The sequence below is a fragment of the Pseudosulfitobacter sp. DSM 107133 genome (assembly GCF_022788695.1).
Lineage (GTDB): Bacteria > Pseudomonadota > Alphaproteobacteria > Rhodobacterales > Rhodobacteraceae > Pseudosulfitobacter.
On sequence record NZ_CP085154.1, the window covers coordinates 24,845 to 43,579 of the forward strand.

The following is an 18,735-nucleotide window of genomic DNA, read 5'->3' on the forward strand; positions in this document are numbered from 1 at the left end:
GGCTGCCGACGCGCACGGTAGGTTGCTGCCATGGCGGCAGACCACTTTGAAACCCTCTTTGCAAACTCCAACGAAACCGCCACATTCGCGGCGACGTTGGGCCTGCGCCTGTTGCCGGGCGACGTCATATTGTTGGACGGGCCGGTGGGTGCCGGAAAAACCCATCTGGCACGCGCCCTGATCCGCGCGATCCTGCTTGTGGACGAAGATGTGCCATCCCCCACATTTACGCTGGTTCAAACCTATGACACCCAAAACGGTACGCTTTGGCACAGCGATCTGTACCGTCTGACCTCGACCTTCGAAATCGAGGAGCTGGGCCTGATCGACGCCTTTGAGGATGCGATCTGTTTGATCGAATGGCCCGACCGTTTGGGCACGCTCGCCCCCAAAACAGCGTTGCATTTGACACTGGCGAATACAGCGGACACCAACGCACGCATATTGCACGCCCAGTGGAGCGATCCAAAGTGGCGTGACCGACTTGCAGGGCTAGACTCATGAGCGACCGCGCAACCCGAATGGCGCAGTTCATTGCCGATGCCGGATGGCAGGACGCCATCCGCACAACCGTCGCAGGGGACGCCTCAAACCGTCGCTATGACCGGCTAAGCCGACCGAATGGCGAGACCACAATCTTGATGGACGCCCCCCCCGACAAAGGCGAGGATGTACGCCCCTTCGTGCATATCGCAAACTTTCTACGCGCCCAAAACCTCAGCGCTCCGACCATTCTGGCGCGCGATGACACCCACGGGTTTCTGCTGCTGGAAGATCTGGGCGACGATCTGTTTGCCCGCGTGGTAAAACGCGATCCCGCGCTGGAATTGCCCCTGTATCAAGCTGCCACAGATGTGCTGATCGCGCTGCACAGCGCCATACCGCCCGCGCTGGGGGCTTATGATTCCGATACGATGACACCATTGGCCGCGCTGGCCTTTGACTGGTATCAAACGGGTGCAACGGGTGCCGTAGATGCACAGGAAAAGGCGCGGTTCAGCACGGCCTTTCGCGCAGCGCTTGCGCCACTGGACGCTGTGCCGCCCGTTCTGATCCAGCGCGACTATCACGCCGAAAACCTGCTTTGGCTGCCCGGCCGCGACGGCATCGCCCGCGTCGGACTGCTGGATTTTCAGGACGCAATGGCGGGGCACCCAGCCTATGATCTGGTGTCGGTCCTGCAAGACGCGCGGCGCGATGTTCCCGCTGAAATCGAAACACAGATGATCGCGCGCTATATCGCCGCCAGCCCGCAGGACGCGACCGAATTTGCCCGCGCCTATGCGCTGCTGGGCCTGCAACGCAACCTGCGTATTCTGGGCGTTTTTGCCCGCCTGTGCATCCGCGACGGCAAGGCGCATTACGTCGACCTGATCCCCCGCGTCTGGGGCCATATCCAGACCAACCTGAAACACCCCGACGTGGCCCCGCTGGCCGGTCTGCTAACCGGGCTGCCTGCACCCGACGCCACAACCCTGAACCGGATCAAAGCCCAATGCGCGACCCCGCAGTGATGATTTTTGCGGCGGGGTTCGGGACGCGGATGCGCCACCTGACCCAGGACCGCCCCAAGCCGATGGTGCCCGTGGCCGGCCGGCCACTGATCGACCATGCGCTGGACATGGTGCAGGCCATCACGCCCGACCGGATCGTTGCAAACCTGCATTATCTGCCTGAGATACTGGAGACCCATCTGGCCGGCACCGGCGTGCAGACCGTGACCGAGACGGGCGCTATTCTGGAAACCGGCGGCGGGTTGCGAAATGCGCTGCCGTTGCTGGGCGACGGGCCGGTGTTTACCGTAAACCCCGACGCGATATGGACCGGATCGAACCCGCTGCAAGCGCTGTGTGCGGCATGGGAGCCTGCGCGCATGGACGCGCTGTTGATGTGTGTGCCGGTGGCCCAAGCAGTCGGCTATAGCGGGCAGGGCGACTTTGCCATTGGTCCTGACGGGCGGTTGCAACGGGGGCAGGGCGCTGTCTATGGCGGGGTGCAGATTATCAAAACCGACATGCTGGCCGGGATCACGCAAGACAGTTTTTCACTGAACGTTCTGTGGGACATGATGCTGCGAGACAACCGTCTGTTCGGGATCACCCACACGGGCCGTTGGTGCGACGTGGGCCACCCCGAAGGGATCGCATTGGCCGAAGCCATGTTGGCCGCCGATGTTTGAGCCCACTGACACCCCGCGCCTGTTCGGCCTGCCACCCGGCGTGGATTTCCCCGCAGCGTTGATTGACGGGCTGCGCGACCGATTGCCCGAAACCGATCCTGCGGCCATCGCACGTGTCGATCTGATCGTGAACACCACGCGGATGCAGCGCCGCCTGCGCACGCTGTTTGATGCCGGTCCCGCCGGCCTTCTGCCACGCGTGCATCTGGTGACGGGGCTGGACGGGCTGCTGACCGGCCCCGTGCCACCGCCCGCCGTGCCTGCGCTGCGCAGGCGGCTGGAGCTGATCCAGCTGGTGTCGGGCTTGCTGGATCGTCAGACCGAACTGGCCCCCCGCGCGTCGTTGTTCGATCTGTCGGACAGTCTGGCCGCGTTGCTGGACGAAATGCAGGGCGAGGGTGTTCCGATTGACAAGGTCACCGGGCTGGATGTGTCCGACCAGTCGGGCCATTGGGAACGGGCCAAGACCTTTATCAAGATCGCCGAAACCTATCTGGGGCCGCGCACCGATCAGATGGACGGGCAGGCGCGGCACCGTGCGGTTGTGACTGCACTGATCGACCAATGGGAGCGCGAACCGCCGCAGCATCCGGTGATTGTTGCAGGCTCGACCGGATCGCGCGGCACGGTTCAGATGTTGATGCAGGCCGTGGCGCGGCTGCCGCAGGGGGCTGTGGTGTTGCCCGGCTTTGATTTCGACATGCCGCCCGAGGTGTGGTCGAACCTGTCCGACGGGCTGCTGGCCGAGGATCATCCGCAGTACCGCTTTCAAAGCATTGCGCGAGCGCTGGACATGCACGCCAACCAAGTCGCCGCATGGACGCAGACCCCGCCGCCCGATCCGGTGCGCAACAAGCTGGTGTCGCTGGCGCTGCGCCCTGCGCCTGTCACCGATGCCTGGCTGATCGAAGGGCCAAAACTGGACGGGCTGGACCGTGCACTGGACGGGGTCACGATGGTCAACGCCGAAACCCCGCGCGCCGAGGCGCTGGCGATTGCCATGCGGCTGCGTATGGCCGTCGAGCAGGGCAAGACGGCGGCGCTGATCACCCCCGACCGGATGCTGGGGCGGCAGGTGACTGCGGCGCTGGACCGTTGGGACATCCTGCCCGACGACAGCGCGGGCGTGCCGCTGCACCTGTCGCCTCCGGGGCGGCTGTTGCGGCACACCGCATCGCTGCTGCGCGACACATTGGACGCCGAGGCGCTGCTGACCTTGCTGAAGCACCCGCTGGTGCACAGCACGCCCACGCGCAACCAGCACCAGCTGAACACGCAGCGGCTGGAGCTGCAGATCCGCAAGGACGGCTTGCCCTATCCGACGCCCGACACTCTGATCGCCACCGCAAGCCGTGCGGTAGGGGACGGGGACGAGCGTGCGCGCATCACCGCATGGGCCGAATGGCTGGCCGCGACGGTCTGCGACAGGGACACCGCCGAGGATCACGCATTGTCCGACTGGGTCACCCTGCACCGCGACCTGACCGAGGCGCTGGCCGGTGGAGAGGAAGGCGCGGGAAGCGGCGGTCTGTGGGAGAAAAAAGCAGGCGCCGAGGCGCGGCGGATCATGGATGCGCTGGCGGACGAGGCCGCGCTGGGTGGTGCCATGTCGGCGGCGGATTATGCTGACCTGATCGGCGCGCTGCTGGCAGGCGGCGAAGTGCGCGACCGCGATGCACCCTTTGCCGGTGTGATGATCTGGGGCACGCTCGAGGCACGGGTTCAGGGCGCCGATCTGGTCATTCTGGGCGGCATGAACGACGGCACATGGCCCGAAGCCCCCGCACCCGATCCCTGGCTAAACCGCGTCATGCGTCACAAGGCCGGGCTGCTTCTGCCCGAACGGCGCATCGGGCTGGCCGCCCATGATTTCCAACAGGCCGTCGCCGCCCCAGAAGTCTGGATCACGCGCGCGGTGCGGTCGGACGACGCCGAAACGATTCCGTCGCGCTGGATCAACCGGATGCAGAACCTGCTGCTGGGTCTGCCGTCGCAGGGCGGACCCGATGCGTTGAAAGCCGCGCAGGCCCGCGGCGACGTCTGGCTGGCCAAGGCGCGAGCATTGGAAGAGGCGACTCTCGTGGACCCTGCGCCGCGCCCGTCACCACGCCCGCCCGTCGCGGCGCGACCCCGCACGCTGTACGTTACCGACATCCAGCGGCTGATCCGCGATCCCTATGCCGTCTATGCCAAGCATTGCCTGCGCCTGCGCCCGCTGAATCCGCTGGTTCAGGACGCCGATGCGCGGCTGCGCGGGATTGTTCTTCACGAGATCATGGAACGGTTCCTGCCGATGACGCTGACCGATCCATCGACGCTGACCGCAGCCCACCTGGTGCGGACCGCTGACGAAGTGCTGGCCGATGTGGTGCCGTGGCCCACGTTCCGCACCCTGTGGCAGGCGCGCATCGCCCGCGTGGCCGACTGGTTTGTCGCACAAGAAGCGGAACGGCGCAAAACCGCGACGCCGCTCGCGCTGGAAAAGGACGCGCAGGGCACTCTGCTGCTGGACGACATCGGCATGACCATCGCCTGCCGCGCCGACCGGATCGACGAAACGGGGGACGGCTCCGCGATCCTCTATGACTACAAGACCGGATCGGCCCCCAAGCCGGCCGTGCAACAGCATTTCGACAAACAGTTGCTGATCGAGGCCGCGATCCTCGAAGAGGGCGGGTTCAAATCCGTTGGTATGCGCCCGGTCGCCGGCGCGATCTACATCGGCCTTGGCTCAACCCCCGAAGAGGTTGCAGCGCCCTTGCTGGACGAGCCGCCCGAGAAAACGCTGGAGGATCTGCGCGCCTTGCTGGGTGCCTATCTGGACCCGGAAAAGGGGTTCACCGCCCGTCGTGCCCCGCGTTCGGAACTGAACGAAGAAGACTATGACCAGCTGGCCCGCTACGGCGAATGGGACACCGGCACCAAGCCCACGCCCGAGGATGTGACATGACCGCGTTGGACGAAGCCACCCGCCGCCAGCTTGAGGCGGCGCGCCCCGATGCATCGACCTGGCTGTCGGCCAATGCGGGGTCGGGCAAGACGCGGGTGCTGACCGACCGCGTGGCGCGGCTGTTGCTGGACGGGGTCGAGCCGCAGCACATCCTGTGCCTGACCTACACCAAGGCTGCGGCATCCGAGATGCAGAACCGGCTGTTCAAGCGGCTGGGGGCCTGGGCGATGCTGCCCGACGCGGAACTGGCGCAATCGCTGGTCGACCTGGGTGCAAGCCACGCCACAGCACCCGAGGCCCTGCGCCGCGCGCGCACGCTGTTTGCCAGTGCCATCGAAACGCCCGGCGGGCTGAAGATCCAGACCATCCATTCCTTCTGCGCGGCCCTGCTGCGCCGCTTTCCGCTTGAGGCGCAGGTCAGCCCGCAGTTCACCGAGATCGAGGACCGCGCCGCCGACATGCTGCGCGCCGAGATCGTCGACCGTATGGCGCTGGGGTCCGAGGCCGCCATCGTGCGCGCGCTGGCCGCGCAATTCACCGGCGAGGATTTCGACAAGCTGACCCGCCAGATTGTCGGGCAACAGGCGGGCTTTGCCCCCGCGCTGGACTGGGCGGGCTGTCTGACCCTGTTCGACCTGCCGCCCGACCTGACCGCTGATACCGTCGCTGCGCGTGTTCTGATGGGCAACGAGGCGGAGATGCTGGCCGCGCTGGTCCCGCATCTGCTGGCCAAGGGCGGCAATGACGCCAAGGCGGGGCAAAAGCTGCAACAGATCGACCGGATGGACCTGTCGGCATTGGCCGTCATGGAAGACGTGTTCCTGACGGGTGCAGGTGCCAAGGAGCCGTTCACCGCCAAGCTGGGCAGTTTCCCCACCAAACCGACACAGGCCAAGGTTGCCGACATGATGCCCGCGCTGGAGGACCTGATGCGCCGGGTCGAGGACACGCGGGCGCTGCGGCTGGGCTTTGGTGCGGCGCGCAAGACGCACAGCCTGCACCAGTTTGCCGCCCCGTTTCTGGCGCATTACGAACAGGCCAAGCAATTGCGCGGCTGGCTGGACTTTGACGATCTGATCAACAAGGCGCGCAGCCTGCTTTATGACAAAAAGGTCGCGGCATGGGTGCTGTACCGGATCGACGGCGGCATTGACCACATTCTGGTGGACGAGGCGCAGGACACCAGTCCCGCGCAATGGGACGTGGTGCGCAAGCTGACCGAGGAATTCGCCAGCGGTGACGGCGCGCGCACGGATGTGCTGCGCACGGTGTTCGTGGTGGGGGATACCAAACAGTCGATCTATTCCTTTCAGGGGGCCGATCCGCGCGAATTCCACCGGATGCAGGCCGAGTTCCAGCAACGCATCGAGGGGGCAGGGCAGTTGTTTCAGGAACGCACGCTGGACTTCTCGTTTCGTTCGTCGCCTGCGGTTCTGCGGCTGGTCGATACGTGTTTCTCCGAAGACGCCCAGCCCGGTTTTGCCAAACAGGCGCAGCATATCGCATTCAAATCCGACCTGCCGGGGCGTGTGGACCTGTGGCCGTTCCGCGAAAAGGCCGAGAAAGAGCAGGAAAACGTCTGGTACGATCCGGTCGACCGGCTGAGCCCCACGCACCACGATCTGCTGCTGGCGCGCGATGTGGCCGCGCATATCAAGCATCTGATGGAAACCGAGACGATCCCCGACGATGGCGCCACCCCCGGCACCTATGTGCGACGGCGGGTGCGGGCGGGGGATTTCCTGATCCTCGTGCAGCGACGGTCCACCCTGTTTTCCGAGATCATCCGCGCCTGCAAGGCGCTGGACCTGCCGATTGCGGGGGCCGACCGGCTGAAGGTGGGCGGCGAACTGGCGGTCAAGGATCTGGCGGCGTTGCTGTCGTTTCTGGCCACCCCCGAGGACAGCCTGTCGCTGGCCACGGTGCTGCGGTCGCCGCTGTTCGGCTGGACCGAGCAACAGTTGTTCTCCCTGGCGCATGGGCGCACGCAATCCCATCTGTGGCCCGCGCTGCGGGATCAAGCAGAGGTCTATCCCGAAACCTACGCCGTTCTGCGCGACCTGCGCGACAACGTGGATTTCCTGCGCCCCTATGATCTGATCGAACGTGTGCTGACCCGCCACGACGGGCGGCGCAAACTGCTGGGGCGGCTGGGGGTCGAGGCCGAGGACGGCATCGACGCACTGCTGTCGCAGGCGCTGGCTTATGAGCGGACAGATGTGCCCAGCTTGACCGGATTTCTGGTGTGGATGCGCACCGACCAGTTGGAAATCAAACGCCAGATCGACAGTGCATCGGACCAGATCCGCGTGATGACGGTCCACGGCTCCAAGGGGTTGGAAGCGCCGATCGTGATCCTGCCCGACACCGGCAAACGCGACATCCGCATTCAGGACGAGGTGTTTGACGTGAGCGGCCATCCAGTGTGGCGGCCCAAGGCAACCGAGATGCCGCAGATGGTGGCCGACGCCATGGACCAGATGAAACTGGACATCGCCGAGGAACGCTTGCGGCTGCTTTATGTGGCTCTGACACGGGCAGAAAAGTGGTTGATCATCGCAGGCGCCAGCGATCCCGGCAAGAATGGCGACAGCTGGTACGAGATCGCGCAAACCGCGCTGGACCAGATGGGTGCGGTCGATACGCTGACAGATCAGGGCACGATCAAACGGTTCAGCCACGGCGACTGGACCGCGCCGCCGCTGGTCGAACAATCAGCGCCCGCCGCACTCAGGGCCGAGGTTGATCCGATGTTCCACACACCCGCCCAGCGCCCGCCCGAACCGCCCAAAACGCTGTCGCCCTCTGACCTTGGCGGGGCCAAGGCGCTGCCCGGGGATCTGGGCGCGGATGAGGATACGGCGATGTCCTTCGGCTCGGCGGTGCATCTGTTGCTGGAGCGTATGGCGGGGCGTGATGCCGCCCATTGGCCCACGATCATCGACGCGTGTCGCGGCAATTTCGCCGAAATGCCTGACGCGATGTGGGATATGGCGGTGCAAGACGCCCGCGCGGTCCTGCAAGCGCCACATCTGGCGCATCTGTTCCACGATCAGGCGTTGGCCGAGGTGCCTGTTACTGCTGCCTTTGGCGCCGCGCGGCTGCATGGCATCATTGACCGGCTGATCATCCACGACGATCACATCCTTGCGATAGATTACAAGACCAACCGCATCGTGCCGGACCGCCCCGAAACCTGTCCCGATGGGCTTTTGTTGCAGATGGGTGCCTATGCGCAGGCCCTGTCACAGGTGTTTGCGGGCAAGCGCATCGACGTGGCGATCCTGTGGACCACCGACCAAAGTTTCATGCCGTTGCCCGAACCTCTGGTCATAGCGGCCTTGCGGCGGGCGGAATACCTTGACGATCCGTCGGGCGCTACATAGGTTCACAGTCCACAATCATGCTGGCAGGAGACACCTATGGCCACCGTTGCAGTTACAGACGCTACCTTTGACGCCGAAGTCAAAAACTCGGACATCCCCGTTGTGGTGGATTTCTGGGCAGAATGGTGCGGCCCGTGTAAGCAGATCGGCCCGTCGCTGGAGGAACTGTCCGCCGAGATGGAAGGCAAAGTGAAGATCGTCAAAGTGAACGTTGACGAAAATCCGAATTCCCCCGCCCAGATGGGTGTGCGCGGTATTCCTGCCCTGTTCATATTCAAAAACGGTGAAGTCGTTTCGAACATGGCCGGCGCCAAGCCCAAGGCGGCGCTGCAAAACTGGATCAACGATTCGATCTAAGTCCACGCACCGCCAGTGAACGACAAGGGGCGCCCTGTTGGGGTGCCCTTTTTTATTTCGGAATGGGCCAGCCGAACCGCGCCAGACGCGCGGCGATTTTCGCTTGGGCCGAAGGGTGGCCCGCGTTGATCGACTGGTCCTGCCAGAACCACCAGATGTATTTCGCGTAGTCGGGGCGGTGGTCCGCGATACGCGCGAAACTGTCGGGATCGTCGCCGCGCAGGGCGATGTGATGAAAGTCGATCTTAGCAAACAGGATCGCCGGCTTGCCGAAGAAATAGCCGTTGAAGGCGGCGGATGAATTCTGTGTGACCACGCAATCGCAGGCCGGCAGCAGGCGCTCCATGTCGCCCATGCGCACGTCCAGCAGCGGGTCGCGGTCGGCAATGGCCTCAAGGGCTGCAATCTCGGCGTCGGAATAGACCTCTTTGGGGTGCAGCGTGGAGATGATGCGTTTGTCGGGCCATGCGGTACGGGTGCGGTGGATCATGTCCAGCGGCGTGCAGGTTTGGAACGACCGGTGTTCGCTCAGCCGCCCCTGAAGCGGGATGTAGACGAAACCGCCCTCACTGGCGGCGACATCCCCGAACAGCCGTTTCTTCCAGAAACCATGGAACCGCTGCGCCTCTTTGGGCTCGATATCGTCTGCGGGAAAACCGGCCCTTGCCACGTCCCAATCCCACCGCTGGTCGGTCTGGTCGATCTGCCAGAACGGATAGTGATAGACGCGCCGGAACGTCAGCCCCTGCGCCCCCACGGGCGGCTTCATATGGGTCAGCGTCGGCCCGCCCAGCGCCGCACCGGCCAGCCGCGCGGCCCGTGTGCCCTCAAGATAGGCGGGTTTCAGCCCTGCATCGTCCAGCACCGCCGCGATCTTGCCGATGAAATTATGCGCGCCCTTGGCCGCGCTGTCGCGCAGGCCTGCCTCTAGGTAAAACCGGACCGTGTTCGGGGTGCTCATGCGCAATAGCTAGCCGCCTCACGGGCTTGCGACAAGGTCCGACCCTTGTGTGCGGATGCCCCCGCCGCCATATAGGCCCTCAAGACACAGGAGAGCGACAATGGAAAAATCCGACTTTCCCGGCTGGCACGGGACCACGATCATAGGCGTCAAGAAGGGCGGCAAGGTGGTGATCGCAGGCGATGGCCAGGTGTCGCTGGGCCAGACGGTCATCAAGGGCACTGCGCGCAAGGTGCGCCGCCTGTCGCCCGGCGGGTTTGACGTGGTGGCAGGCTTTGCCGGATCAACCGCCGATGCCTTTGCCCTGCTGGAACGGCTTGAGGCAAAGCTGGAGGCGACACCCGGCCAGCTGGCGCGTGCCAGCGTCGAGCTGGCCAAGGACTGGCGCACCGACAAATACCTGCAAAAGCTGGAAGCGATGCTGATCGTGTCGGACGGGTCGGAAATGTATGTGATTACCGGCGCCGGCGACGTGCTGGAACCCGAACATGACGTGGCCGCCATCGGATCGGGCGGCAACTATGCGCTGGCCGCCGCGCGCGGCATGATGGACAGCGACCGCGACGCCGAAGCCGTGGCGCGTGCCGCGATGGCGATTGCATCAGACATTTGCGTTTACACCAATGGCAACCTGACGGTCGAAACCATCACAGCCAGCGGCGACGCAAAGCCATCCCATGACGGAATTTGACCGCAACGACCTGCGTGCCGCCGTTGGCGCGGGTCTGCTGACCGAGGCACAGGCCGCTTCGCTGCTGGCGCTGGCGCAAAGCCGGCGGGGCGCGCGCGAAAGCCTGCCTGCGGGCGATGAACCGTTCGAGCTGTTCAAAGGCTTTAACGAGATCTTCATCGTCATCGGCCTGATCATCCTGTCGGCGGGCTGGGGCGCTGTAACCGGGCTTTCGGTTGCGACGTCGCTGGGCGGTTTCCAGGGCAAGATCGTGCTGGCGGCCGTCGTCGGCGCGCTGGTCCTGTGGGGCATGTCGGAGTATTTCGTACGCCGCCGCCGCATGGTGGCCCCGGCAATTGCGCTGTCGATCCTGTGGGCGATGAACGCCATCGCGGGCCTCAGCGCACAGCTGGCCGAACCGTTCATGATAGCGCAGGCGGATTATTCCAGCCTGTTGCTGCCCGTCTGCCTGACCACGGCCGCCATTGCGCTGTACTGGCTGCGCTTCCGCGTGCCCTTTGCCATGGCGCTGATTGCGCTGGGTGTCTTTGCACAGTCGCTGATGATGGGGGCAATCCGAATGGGAACCCCTGCAAATGTCAGCGATTTCTTCTTGCTGTCGGCCAGCGGCCCCTTTGCCTGGATCACGCTTTTGGTGGGGCTGGCGGTGTTCGCCGTGGCGATGATGTTTGACATGAGCGACCCGCACCGCGTCACCCGCCGGTCGGCCCAGGGGTTCTGGCTGCATGTGGTGGCCGCCCCGGCGCTGGTCAACACAATCGCGCTGAGCCTGCTGGAAAGCGGCACCGGCGTTGCCTACCTGATGTTGCTGGCGGTTCTGTTGCTGTTCGCCTTTGTCGCCATCGTGATCGACCGGCGGTCGTTCCTGATCGCCGCAATCGCCTATAGCGTCACACTGGCCAGTACCGTGTTTGGCGGTGACGGCGCCGCGACGACCATTCTGGTTCTGGGCGTCTTTCTTGTCACCCTTGGCGCGTTCTGGACACCGATCCGCGCCGCGCTTCTTTCACCTATATCCAAGGTTCTGCCGCTTGACCGGCTGCCGCCCTCACACTGATACGGGAACTCTTATGACCGATCTTACCCCCCGCGAAATCGTCTCTGAACTCGACCGGTTCATCATCGGCCAGAACGACGCCAAGCGCGCCGTGGCTGTTGCCCTGCGCAACCGCTGGCGGCGCAAGCAGCTGGCGGACGATCTGCGCGATGAAGTCTATCCAAAGAACATCCTGATGATCGGGCCCACCGGCGTCGGCAAGACCGAGATCAGCCGCCGTCTGGCGAAACTGGCCCGCGCGCCGTTTCTCAAGGTCGAGGCGACCAAGTTCACCGAAGTCGGCTATGTCGGCCGCGACGTGGAGCAGATCATCCGCGATCTGGTCGATTCCGCCATCGTCATGACCCGCGAACACATGCGCGACGACGTCAAGGCCAAGGCCCGCGCCGCCGCCGAGGAACGTGTGATCGACGCCATCGCCGGCACCGACGCCCGCGACGGCACCCGCGAGATGTTCCGCAAAAAGCTGAAATCGGGCGAGCTGGACGACACCGTGATCGAGCTTGAGGTGGCCGACACGTCGAACCCCTTTGGCGGCATGGACATTCCCGGCCAGCCCGGCGGGGCCAGCATGATCAATCTGGGTGATATTTTCGGCAAGGCCATGGGCGGGCGCACCGTGCGCAAAAAGCTGACCGTCGCGCAAAGTTATGATGTGCTGATCGGTGAAGAGGCCGACAAGCTGCTGGACGACGAGACCGTGAACAAGGCGGCTGTCGCCTCGGTGGAAAACAGCGGCATCGTGTTCCTGGACGAGATCGACAAGGTTTGCGCCCGCTCGGACGCGCGCGGCGCCGACGTCAGCCGCGAAGGCGTGCAGCGCGACCTGTTGCCGTTGATCGAGGGCACCACCGTCAGCACCAAACACGGGCCGGTGAAAACCGACCATATCCTGTTTATCGCTTCGGGTGCGTTCCATGTGTCGAAACCGTCAGACCTGTTGCCGGAATTGCAGGGCCGTCTGCCGATCCGCGTGGAGTTGCGCGCGCTGACCGAAAACGACTTTGTCCGCATTCTGACCGAAACCGACAACGCGTTGACACGCCAGTACACCGCGCTGATGGGCACCGAGGACCTGACCGTCAGCTTTACCGAGGACGGCATCAAGGCGCTGGCCAAGATCGCCGCCGAGGTGAACGCGTCGGTCGAAAACATCGGTGCGCGTCGGCTGTACACCGTACTGGAGCGTGTGTTCGAGGAATTGTCGTTCACGGCCCCCGACCGTGCCGGCGAGCAGGTGGTCGTGAACGCTGAATTCGTGGACAAGAACCTGGGCGAGCTCATGGCCTCGCCCGACATCAGCCGTTACGTTTTGTAAGGCTGCAATCGCACGCCTTTTCACCTTTCGGGTTTCAGCTTAGGTTGGCCCGAAGGGTGGGCATCGGGTGCTGCGTTTTCTGATCATTTTTGCGATGCTGCTGTCTGCCTGTGCAGACCGCGTGGCGTCGCCCGTGCTGCCGGATGCTATCAATGTCGGCACCATCAAGTCCGTTTTCGTCGGCACCACCCGCAGGGAAACACCTCCCGGCACCTTCAGTGTCCAGCGGTCTTCGAAGCTCAAGCTGATGCAACTCAAAGTATCAATCCCGCCCGACCACAAATTCGGCCGCATTTCGGACGGAGAGGAAAACCCTAAGCCCGGCCGCGATTTCGTGATCGCCCAGCGCCGCGACTTTGCCCGGCCCGACGGGTTTCGTGATGCCCTCAACCTTGAAATCAAAAAAGAGGAAGCCACAGAACGTGACGTGACCGTGTTTGTACACGGCTATAACAACAGCTTTGCCGACGCGGTGTTTCGGGTGGCGCAGATGGCCAACGATCTGAAATTGCCCGGCTCTTTCGTGTCCTATGCCTGGCCCAGCCGCGGCAATCCGCTGGGATATCAATATGATGCCGACAGCGCCCTGTTTGCCCGCGACGGACTGCAAGAGCTGCTGTATAACATACAGGCTTCGGGCACCGAACGGATCATTGTGGTGGCCCATTCAATGGGCGGGGCGTTGTTGATGGAAACCCTGCGCCAGATCGAAATCGCGCGCCCGGGGTGGACCTCGCAGCACATCGCCGGTGTGGTCCTGATGTCCCCCGACCTGAACGTCGATGTCTTCCGCGCGCAGGCCCGCGCATTCAAGAAGCTGCCTGAACCGTTCCTGATCTTCGTATCAAAGCGCGACATCGTGTTGAAACTGTCGGCACGCCTGCGCGGAGAAGCCGTGCAGCTGGGCAATGTAAACTCTGCCGCGGATGTTGACGATCTGCCAGTTCAGGTAATCGACGTTTCCGCCTTTGATGACAAACAAAGCGGCGATCATTTTGTCCCGGCCGGATCACCTGCGCTGGGCGCACTTCTAAGCAATCTCGACCGGCTGGACAAAGGTTTCGTAGGCGGCGGCAGTGACCTGGGCTTTGCTCTGCCCGGCACACGTCGCATCTATGGGAAAGCATCCGAGTTGACCGTGCACGCGCCTGACAGATGATGCGTATCAACCCTTTGACGGGATCGCAGCCGTTGACCGCATTCATATCCGGCAACGCACGATGGCTGGGCGCGGGGGCGTTGCTGACGCTGTTGTCATCCTTCGGGCAGACGTTCTTTATCTCGATCTTTGCAGCAAAAATTCAGGGCGCATTTGACCTGAGCCATGGCGCATGGGGCGGGATCTATTCGCTGGGTACCACGGCATCGGCGGCGGTGATGATCTGGGCCGGCGGACTGACCGACAGGTTCCGTGCCGGGCATCTGGGGGCGGCTGTGCTTACGCTGCTGGCGGTGGCCTGTCTGATGATGGCGGCCAACCCTTTTGTCTGGGCCTTGCCCGTGGTCATCTTTGCGCTGCGGCTGACAGGGCAGGGCATGACGAGCCATATCGCTGTCGTGGCAATGGCACGCTGGTTCGTGGCCACGCGCGGCCGCGCGCTGGCACTCGCAAGTCTGGGCTTTTCCGTGGGCGAGGCGCTGTTGCCCTTGTCGTTCGTGGCGCTGATGACAGTGATGGACTGGCGGCTGTTGTGGGTCGGCGCGTCGCTGGTTGCGTTGATTGGTGTGCCGGTTCTGCTGACGCTGCTGCGCACCGAACGCACGCCGCAATCAATGGCCGGGGAAAACGCTAGCTTTGGTATGTGCGGGCAGCACTGGACGCGGGCGCAGGCGCTGCGCCATCCGTTGTTCTGGTTCATGGTGCCCGCATTGCTGGGACCGTCGGCTTTTAGCACTGCGTTCTTCTTCCATCAGGTACATTTTGCCCAGGTCAAAGGCATCACGCATCTGTCACTGGTGGCGTTGTTCCCGATTTATACGGTGTGTTCCATCGGCTTTATGATCGTGTCCGGCTGGGCGCTAGACCGCTTTGGCACCGCGCGGCTGCTGCCGTTTTACCAGCTGCCGATGGTGGTGGCATTCACGCTGTTCGGGCTGGGGCAGGGGATTGTGCCACTGGTTGCCGGGTTCTTGTTTCTGTCGATGACAACGGGGGCGAATTCGACCCTGCCAAACGCCTTTTGGGCCGAATTCTACGGCACGCGCTATATCGGATCTATCAAGGCGATGGCAGCGGCGGTTATGGTGCTGGGGTCTGCCTTAGGTCCGGGCATCACGGGCATAATGATCGACGCGGGCGTAACCCTGAATGTGCAATATCTGGGGATCGCCGCCTATTTCATCTTTACGTCCGTAATGGTCGGGCTGGGCATCGCCCGCACCCGTGCCGAGGTGCCCTAGGGTCCAGACCCTAGCGCCGCTTGCGCAGGTAAACGTAATAGGCCCCCGTGCCCCCGTGGCGTATGTTGGCCGGGGTAATCTGCAAAACCGCCTGTGCCAGGGGGGCCATGGACAGCCATTGCGGCACCTGATGGCGCAATACGCCAAAGCGCACAGGGATCGGCCCACCCTCGTCGCGGGCCTTGCCCTTGCCGGTGATTACCAGAACCAGCCGTTTGCCCGATGCCTGCGAAGACAGAATGAACCGTGTCAGCGCCGGATGCGCGTGATCCAGCGTCATACCATGCAGGTCGATGCGCCCCTCTGGCTTCAGCTTGCCCCGCTTCATCTGGTCAAAGGCTTTGCGGTCCATCCGCACCTGTGCCTGCGACAGACGTTCGGCCACCGGGCGCAACACATCGCGGGTGATGACGGGTTGGCTGTTGAATGCAGGTTTGGGCACCGTTTCAAACCTTGGCGCAACACGCGGCTGCGGCGGATCGACTCGCGTGACCTCAAGCGCCTGCTTCATCGCGGCACCTGTGTCCAGTCGCTCGGCTTTTTCGGTGACCTTGCGCCACAACTCAAGCTCGTCGGGTTTCAACCGTCGCCGTGTCATATCGCGCTTTCAGGCAGCATGGCATAGGCGCGCTGGATGGGCAGCAGCACATACATCCGTCCCGGATCACGCAGCTTGCCTGCCGCGCGCCCTGCCTTGTCACCGGTACCAAAGAACACATCGGCGCGCTGCGCGCCCTTGATCGCCGATCCGGTATCTTGCGCGATCATCAGGCGGCGCAGTGGAAGCGCACCATCCTTTTCAATCCACACCGGCGCACCCAACGGCACAAAGGACGGATCAACCGCGATCGACCGCATCGTGGTAATCGACCTGTTCATCGCACCCAGCGGGCCACGGTCGGCAGGCACTTCGCTGACTTCACGGAAAAACACATATGAATCATTGTGGTACAACAGTTCGCGCCCGTCATCGGGATTGCGGCGCACCCAGTTCTTGATCACATCTGCGCTGACCTGATGGGCGTTATAGGTGCCGCGTCGCACCAGTTCGGCCCCGATGGAACTGTAATCACGGCCATTCGAGCCTTCGTAGCCGACCCGCAGAAAAGAACCATCCGGCAGGCGGATACGGCCAGAGCCCTGAATTTGCAGAAAGAACAACTCGACCGGGTCATCAACCCAGGCGATCTCTAACCCGCGCCCTGACATTGTGTCGCCGTCCAGAATGTCGCGTCTGGTCAGCCATGGACGGTTCACGCGGGCTTCGGGTGGCATGGAATAGACAGGAAAGCGAAAGCGCGGCGTTTGATGGCGCGATCCATCCAGTTCCGGTTCGAAATAGCCGGTAAACAAGCCATCATTGCCATCTTCGATCAGCACGGGACGGAACAGCAGTTCGAAGAAAGCGCGCGGCTCGGGATTTTGAGAGGCAAAGGCGCACAGGGCGCGCCAGTCCGGGTCTTTCAAATCCTGACAGGTGTTTTTGAATACGGCCAAAGCCGTGGCGTGGTCATCGGTCGCCCAGCCTTGCAGCTGGTCAAAACCAACGACCTGCACCCGTGTTTCTGACTGAACCGGTTGTGTCATCGCCGCCCCCGTAAGGATGCTGGCGACAACCCACCGCCAGATCACGCGTCTGTGGAAACCAGCAGCCAATTTGGATCATCCGAACCCATGGTCCGCGCAAAAGACCATGTGTCTTTCTGGCGTTTGATTTCGGTTGTGCTGCCCTCAACGATATCGCCGCCCTTGTCACGCACGGCAGAGGTCAGTTCGGCGACGAAACGTATGGTCAATTCAGCCTCGTTTGTTGCAGAGTCAAAGGTGGCTTCGGTCAGCTTGACCTCGCTGATGCCGATAAAGTTGACATCGATGGTCAGCCCCTGATCTTCGCGCGCGGCCACGCCGTCGACAAAGCTTTCATAGATCTCTTCGGACAGGAACGGCTGGATCTGCGCCAGCTCGCCCTTTTCATAGCCCAGAACGATCATTTCATAGGCACCGCGCGCGCCGCCGAGGAAATCCGACACGTTGAACGACGGTTCGACCCGTTTCATACCGGCCAGCGCTTTGGCGTCGTCACTGTCTTCGGGAACGTGATCGGTGATGTCCAGATCGGGACCACCTTCGATCACGGCGAATTCCGGGCGCGTCGCATCTGTCGCCTGTTTGCTCACCGGCGGCTTTTCAAAGCCGTCACGGGTGCCCAGGACACTTTTCAGACGCAGAATCAGAAAAATGGCGATGCCAGCCAGAACCAACAATTGGATTAGGGGCGTTTGCATTGAAAATAACCTCTTTCAGGCGGAAAAGTGGTAACCCGCGTTGTTGAGCATTATGTAGGTGCTGAGGCGCACCAAGTCCACCGCGCCCACAGGAAAGGATCGTTTGTATGTGGTTGTTTTTGGCATTTCTCGCCGTGCCATTGATCGAGATTACGCTTTTTATTCAGATCGGTGGTGTCATCGGGCTGGGCTGGACCCTGTTTATTGTCATCGCCACCGCCATTCTGGGCACCTATCTGCTGCGTCAACAAGGTATGCGTACTCTTGAAAAACTGCGCACCTCGGTGAACGAGCTGAATGACCCGACCGAACCGCTGGTGCATGGGGCGATGATCCTGTTTGCAGGCGCATTGTTGCTGACACCGGGGTTCTTTACCGACGCCGTGGGCTTTTCGCTGATGATCCCGCAAGTGCGGTCGTGGATGTTTCAGGCCATGCGTAGCCGGATCACCGTTTCGGGGTTTGCCACCGGCCCGCAACATGCGCAGCGCCAAGCCCAGCGCCCCGATGTGATTGATGCCGATTATCAGGACGTTACCCCCGACCGGCAAGAACCCAAGGGGCCATCGGGCTGGACCAAGCCGTAAGGCATGGCATTGAGCACCGACCGGCAACCTGCTATTGCGGGAAAAAGTTATTCAACAGGAGAATTCAATGGCTGAAACAGACGGTCAGGCACCGCAGCAACCGGCGCAACCGCAGATGCGCATATTGGGCCAATTCATTCGGGATATCTCGTTTGAAAACATCATGGCGCAAAAAGGCGCACCACAGGATGTGCAACCCGACGTGCAGGTTCAAGTCAACCTTGATGCCAAAAAGCGTACCGCAGAGAACCAGTATGAATCTGCCATCAAGCTGAACGTCACATCCAAAGCCAAAGACGGTGACGCCACGCTGTTCGTTCTGGAAATCGACTATGTCGGTATTTTCCACATCGAAAACGTGCCCGAAGACCAGATGCATCCGTTTCTTCTGATCGAATGCCCGCGCATGATTTTCCCATTCCTGCGCCGCGTGGTCAGCGACATCACCCGCGACGGTGGTTTCCCGCCGCTGAACCTGGAAAACATTGATTTTATTGCCATGTATCGCAATGAAATCGCGCGTCGTCAGGCGGAAAACCCGCCCAAAGCCGACGCTTGATCTGA

The 18,735-nt window shown here is 62.7% G+C and carries 17 protein-coding genes; 13 read left to right on the forward strand and 4 right to left on the reverse strand.

Annotated elements, in window-relative coordinates; translation table 11 throughout:
* The first annotated feature begins 30 nt into the window (after nt 1-30).
* Genes tsaE through trxA form a run of 6 tightly spaced genes read left to right on the forward strand, consistent with a single transcriptional unit; the run spans nt 31 to nt 8,872 of the window.
* The gene (gene tsaE, locus DSM107133_RS00125) at nt 31-504 is read left to right on the forward strand and encodes a tRNA (adenosine(37)-N6)-threonylcarbamoyltransferase complex ATPase subunit type 1 TsaE (protein ID WP_114291819.1); all 474 of its coding nucleotides are present in this window, start codon (nt 31-33) and stop codon (nt 502-504) included.
* The gene (locus DSM107133_RS00130) at nt 501-1,514 is read left to right on the forward strand and encodes a phosphotransferase (protein ID WP_114291820.1); all 1,014 of its coding nucleotides are present in this window, start codon (nt 501-503) and stop codon (nt 1,512-1,514) included. The genes tsaE and DSM107133_RS00130 overlap by 4 nt, the downstream gene beginning before the upstream one ends.
* A complete protein-coding gene (locus DSM107133_RS00135) occupies nt 1,496-2,179 on the forward strand; it encodes a nucleotidyltransferase family protein (RefSeq protein WP_114291821.1) in 684 nt (227 codons plus the stop codon). The genes DSM107133_RS00130 and DSM107133_RS00135 overlap by 19 nt, the downstream gene beginning before the upstream one ends.
* Nucleotides 2,172-5,129, forward strand: coding sequence for a double-strand break repair protein AddB (gene addB / locus DSM107133_RS00140; protein WP_114291822.1), 2,958 nt, complete (start codon nt 2,172-2,174; stop codon nt 5,127-5,129). Before DSM107133_RS00135 ends, addB begins: the two co-directional genes overlap by 8 nt.
* Nucleotides 5,126-8,515, forward strand: coding sequence for a double-strand break repair helicase AddA (gene addA, locus DSM107133_RS00145; RefSeq protein ID WP_114291823.1), 3,390 nt, complete (start codon nt 5,126-5,128; stop codon nt 8,513-8,515). Before addB ends, addA begins: the two co-directional genes overlap by 4 nt.
* Before the next feature lie 36 nt (nt 8,516-8,551).
* Nucleotides 8,552-8,872, forward strand: coding sequence for a thioredoxin (trxA, locus tag DSM107133_RS00150; RefSeq protein ID WP_114291824.1), 321 nt, complete (start codon nt 8,552-8,554; stop codon nt 8,870-8,872).
* A 52-nt stretch (nt 8,873-8,924) separates the two neighbouring features.
* Here trxA and DSM107133_RS00155 read toward each other — a convergent pair whose 3' ends face one another.
* On the reverse strand, nt 8,925-9,833 hold the full coding sequence (locus DSM107133_RS00155; protein ID WP_114291825.1) for a hypothetical protein: 909 nt from the start codon (nt 9,831-9,833) through the stop codon (nt 8,925-8,927).
* Nucleotides 9,834-9,933: 100 nt separating this feature from the next.
* Between DSM107133_RS00155 and hslV the strand changes: the two genes are divergently transcribed.
* From hslV to DSM107133_RS00180, 5 genes are all read left to right on the forward strand, one after another.
* Nucleotides 9,934-10,524, forward strand: coding sequence for an ATP-dependent protease subunit HslV (gene hslV / locus DSM107133_RS00160; RefSeq protein WP_114291826.1), 591 nt, complete (start codon nt 9,934-9,936; stop codon nt 10,522-10,524).
* Nucleotides 10,511-11,581: a hypothetical protein gene (locus DSM107133_RS00165; protein WP_114291827.1), complete on the forward strand. Its 1,071-nt coding sequence runs from the start codon at nt 10,511-10,513 to the stop codon at nt 11,579-11,581. The genes hslV and DSM107133_RS00165 overlap by 14 nt, the downstream gene beginning before the upstream one ends.
* Nucleotides 11,582-11,594: 13 nt before the next feature.
* Complete coding sequence (gene hslU, locus DSM107133_RS00170) at nt 11,595-12,899, forward strand: ATP-dependent protease ATPase subunit HslU (protein ID WP_028955562.1); 1,305 nt, start codon at nt 11,595-11,597, stop codon at nt 12,897-12,899.
* Between the two features lie 67 nt (nt 12,900-12,966).
* Nucleotides 12,967-14,058 (forward strand): alpha/beta fold hydrolase, encoded by a 1,092-nt coding sequence (locus DSM107133_RS00175; RefSeq protein ID WP_114291828.1) that lies wholly within the window; start codon nt 12,967-12,969, stop codon nt 14,056-14,058.
* The gene (locus DSM107133_RS00180) at nt 14,055-15,299 is read left to right on the forward strand and encodes an MFS transporter (protein WP_240310360.1); all 1,245 of its coding nucleotides are present in this window, start codon (nt 14,055-14,057) and stop codon (nt 15,297-15,299) included. The genes DSM107133_RS00175 and DSM107133_RS00180 overlap by 4 nt, the downstream gene beginning before the upstream one ends.
* Before the next feature lie 10 nt (nt 15,300-15,309).
* On the opposite strand, the gene DSM107133_RS00185 is transcribed toward DSM107133_RS00180, so the two are convergent.
* Genes DSM107133_RS00185 through DSM107133_RS00195 form a run of 3 tightly spaced genes read right to left on the reverse strand, consistent with a single transcriptional unit; the run spans nt 15,310 to nt 17,584 of the window.
* Complete coding sequence (locus DSM107133_RS00185) at nt 15,310-15,897, reverse strand: Smr/MutS family protein (RefSeq protein ID WP_114291829.1); 588 nt, start codon at nt 15,895-15,897, stop codon at nt 15,310-15,312.
* A complete protein-coding gene (locus DSM107133_RS00190; protein ID WP_114291861.1) occupies nt 15,894-16,886 on the reverse strand; it encodes an MltA domain-containing protein in 993 nt (330 codons plus the stop codon). The genes DSM107133_RS00185 and DSM107133_RS00190 overlap by 4 nt, the downstream gene beginning before the upstream one ends.
* Nucleotides 16,887-16,927: 41 nt before the next feature.
* Nucleotides 16,928-17,584 carry a Tim44/TimA family putative adaptor protein gene (locus tag DSM107133_RS00195; protein ID WP_114291830.1) on the reverse strand — a complete coding sequence of 219 codons (657 nt, stop codon included), beginning with the start codon at nt 17,582-17,584 and terminating at the stop codon, nt 16,928-16,930.
* A gap of 107 nt (nt 17,585-17,691) precedes the next feature.
* Between DSM107133_RS00195 and DSM107133_RS00200 the strand changes: the two genes are divergently transcribed.
* Together DSM107133_RS00200 and secB are read left to right on the forward strand one after the other, a co-directional pair.
* On the forward strand, nt 17,692-18,171 hold the full coding sequence (locus tag DSM107133_RS00200; protein ID WP_114291831.1) for an FxsA family protein: 480 nt from the start codon (nt 17,692-17,694) through the stop codon (nt 18,169-18,171).
* A 67-nt stretch (nt 18,172-18,238) separates the two neighbouring features.
* Entirely contained in the window at nt 18,239-18,730 is a 492-nt protein-coding gene (secB, locus tag DSM107133_RS00205) for a protein-export chaperone SecB (RefSeq protein WP_114291832.1), read from the forward strand.
* Nucleotides 18,731-18,735 lie beyond the last annotated feature (5 nt).

Excerpts from the sequence above, each read along its gene's own strand:
- trxA (WP_114291824.1), top strand. The coding sequence starts at position 8,552 with ATGGCCACCGTTGCAGTTACAGACGCTACCTTTGACGCCGAAGTCAAA.
- DSM107133_RS00195 (WP_114291830.1), bottom strand. The coding sequence starts at position 17,584 with ATGCAAACGCCCCTAATCCAATTGTTGGTTCTGGCTGGCATCGCCATT.
- addA (WP_114291823.1), top strand. The coding sequence starts at position 5,126 with ATGACCGCGTTGGACGAAGCCACCCGCCGCCAGCTTGAGGCGGCGCGC.
- DSM107133_RS00130 (WP_114291820.1), top strand. The coding sequence starts at position 501 with ATGAGCGACCGCGCAACCCGAATGGCGCAGTTCATTGCCGATGCCGGA.
- hslU (WP_028955562.1), top strand. The coding sequence starts at position 11,595 with ATGACCGATCTTACCCCCCGCGAAATCGTCTCTGAACTCGACCGGTTC.
- DSM107133_RS00165 (WP_114291827.1), top strand. The coding sequence starts at position 10,511 with ATGACGGAATTTGACCGCAACGACCTGCGTGCCGCCGTTGGCGCGGGT.
- DSM107133_RS00200 (WP_114291831.1), top strand. The coding sequence starts at position 17,692 with ATGTGGTTGTTTTTGGCATTTCTCGCCGTGCCATTGATCGAGATTACG.
- DSM107133_RS00135 (WP_114291821.1), top strand. The coding sequence starts at position 1,496 with ATGCGCGACCCCGCAGTGATGATTTTTGCGGCGGGGTTCGGGACGCGG.
- tsaE (WP_114291819.1), top strand. The coding sequence starts at position 31 with ATGGCGGCAGACCACTTTGAAACCCTCTTTGCAAACTCCAACGAAACC.
- hslV (WP_114291826.1), top strand. The coding sequence starts at position 9,934 with ATGGAAAAATCCGACTTTCCCGGCTGGCACGGGACCACGATCATAGGC.
- DSM107133_RS00190 (WP_114291861.1), bottom strand. The coding sequence starts at position 16,886 with ATGACACAACCGGTTCAGTCAGAAACACGGGTGCAGGTCGTTGGTTTT.
- addB (WP_114291822.1), top strand. The coding sequence starts at position 2,172 with ATGTTTGAGCCCACTGACACCCCGCGCCTGTTCGGCCTGCCACCCGGC.
- secB (WP_114291832.1), top strand. The coding sequence starts at position 18,239 with ATGGCTGAAACAGACGGTCAGGCACCGCAGCAACCGGCGCAACCGCAG.
- DSM107133_RS00185 (WP_114291829.1), bottom strand. The coding sequence starts at position 15,897 with ATGACACGGCGACGGTTGAAACCCGACGAGCTTGAGTTGTGGCGCAAG.
- DSM107133_RS00155 (WP_114291825.1), bottom strand. The coding sequence starts at position 9,833 with ATGAGCACCCCGAACACGGTCCGGTTTTACCTAGAGGCAGGCCTGCGC.
- DSM107133_RS00180 (WP_240310360.1), top strand. The coding sequence starts at position 14,055 with ATGATGCGTATCAACCCTTTGACGGGATCGCAGCCGTTGACCGCATTC.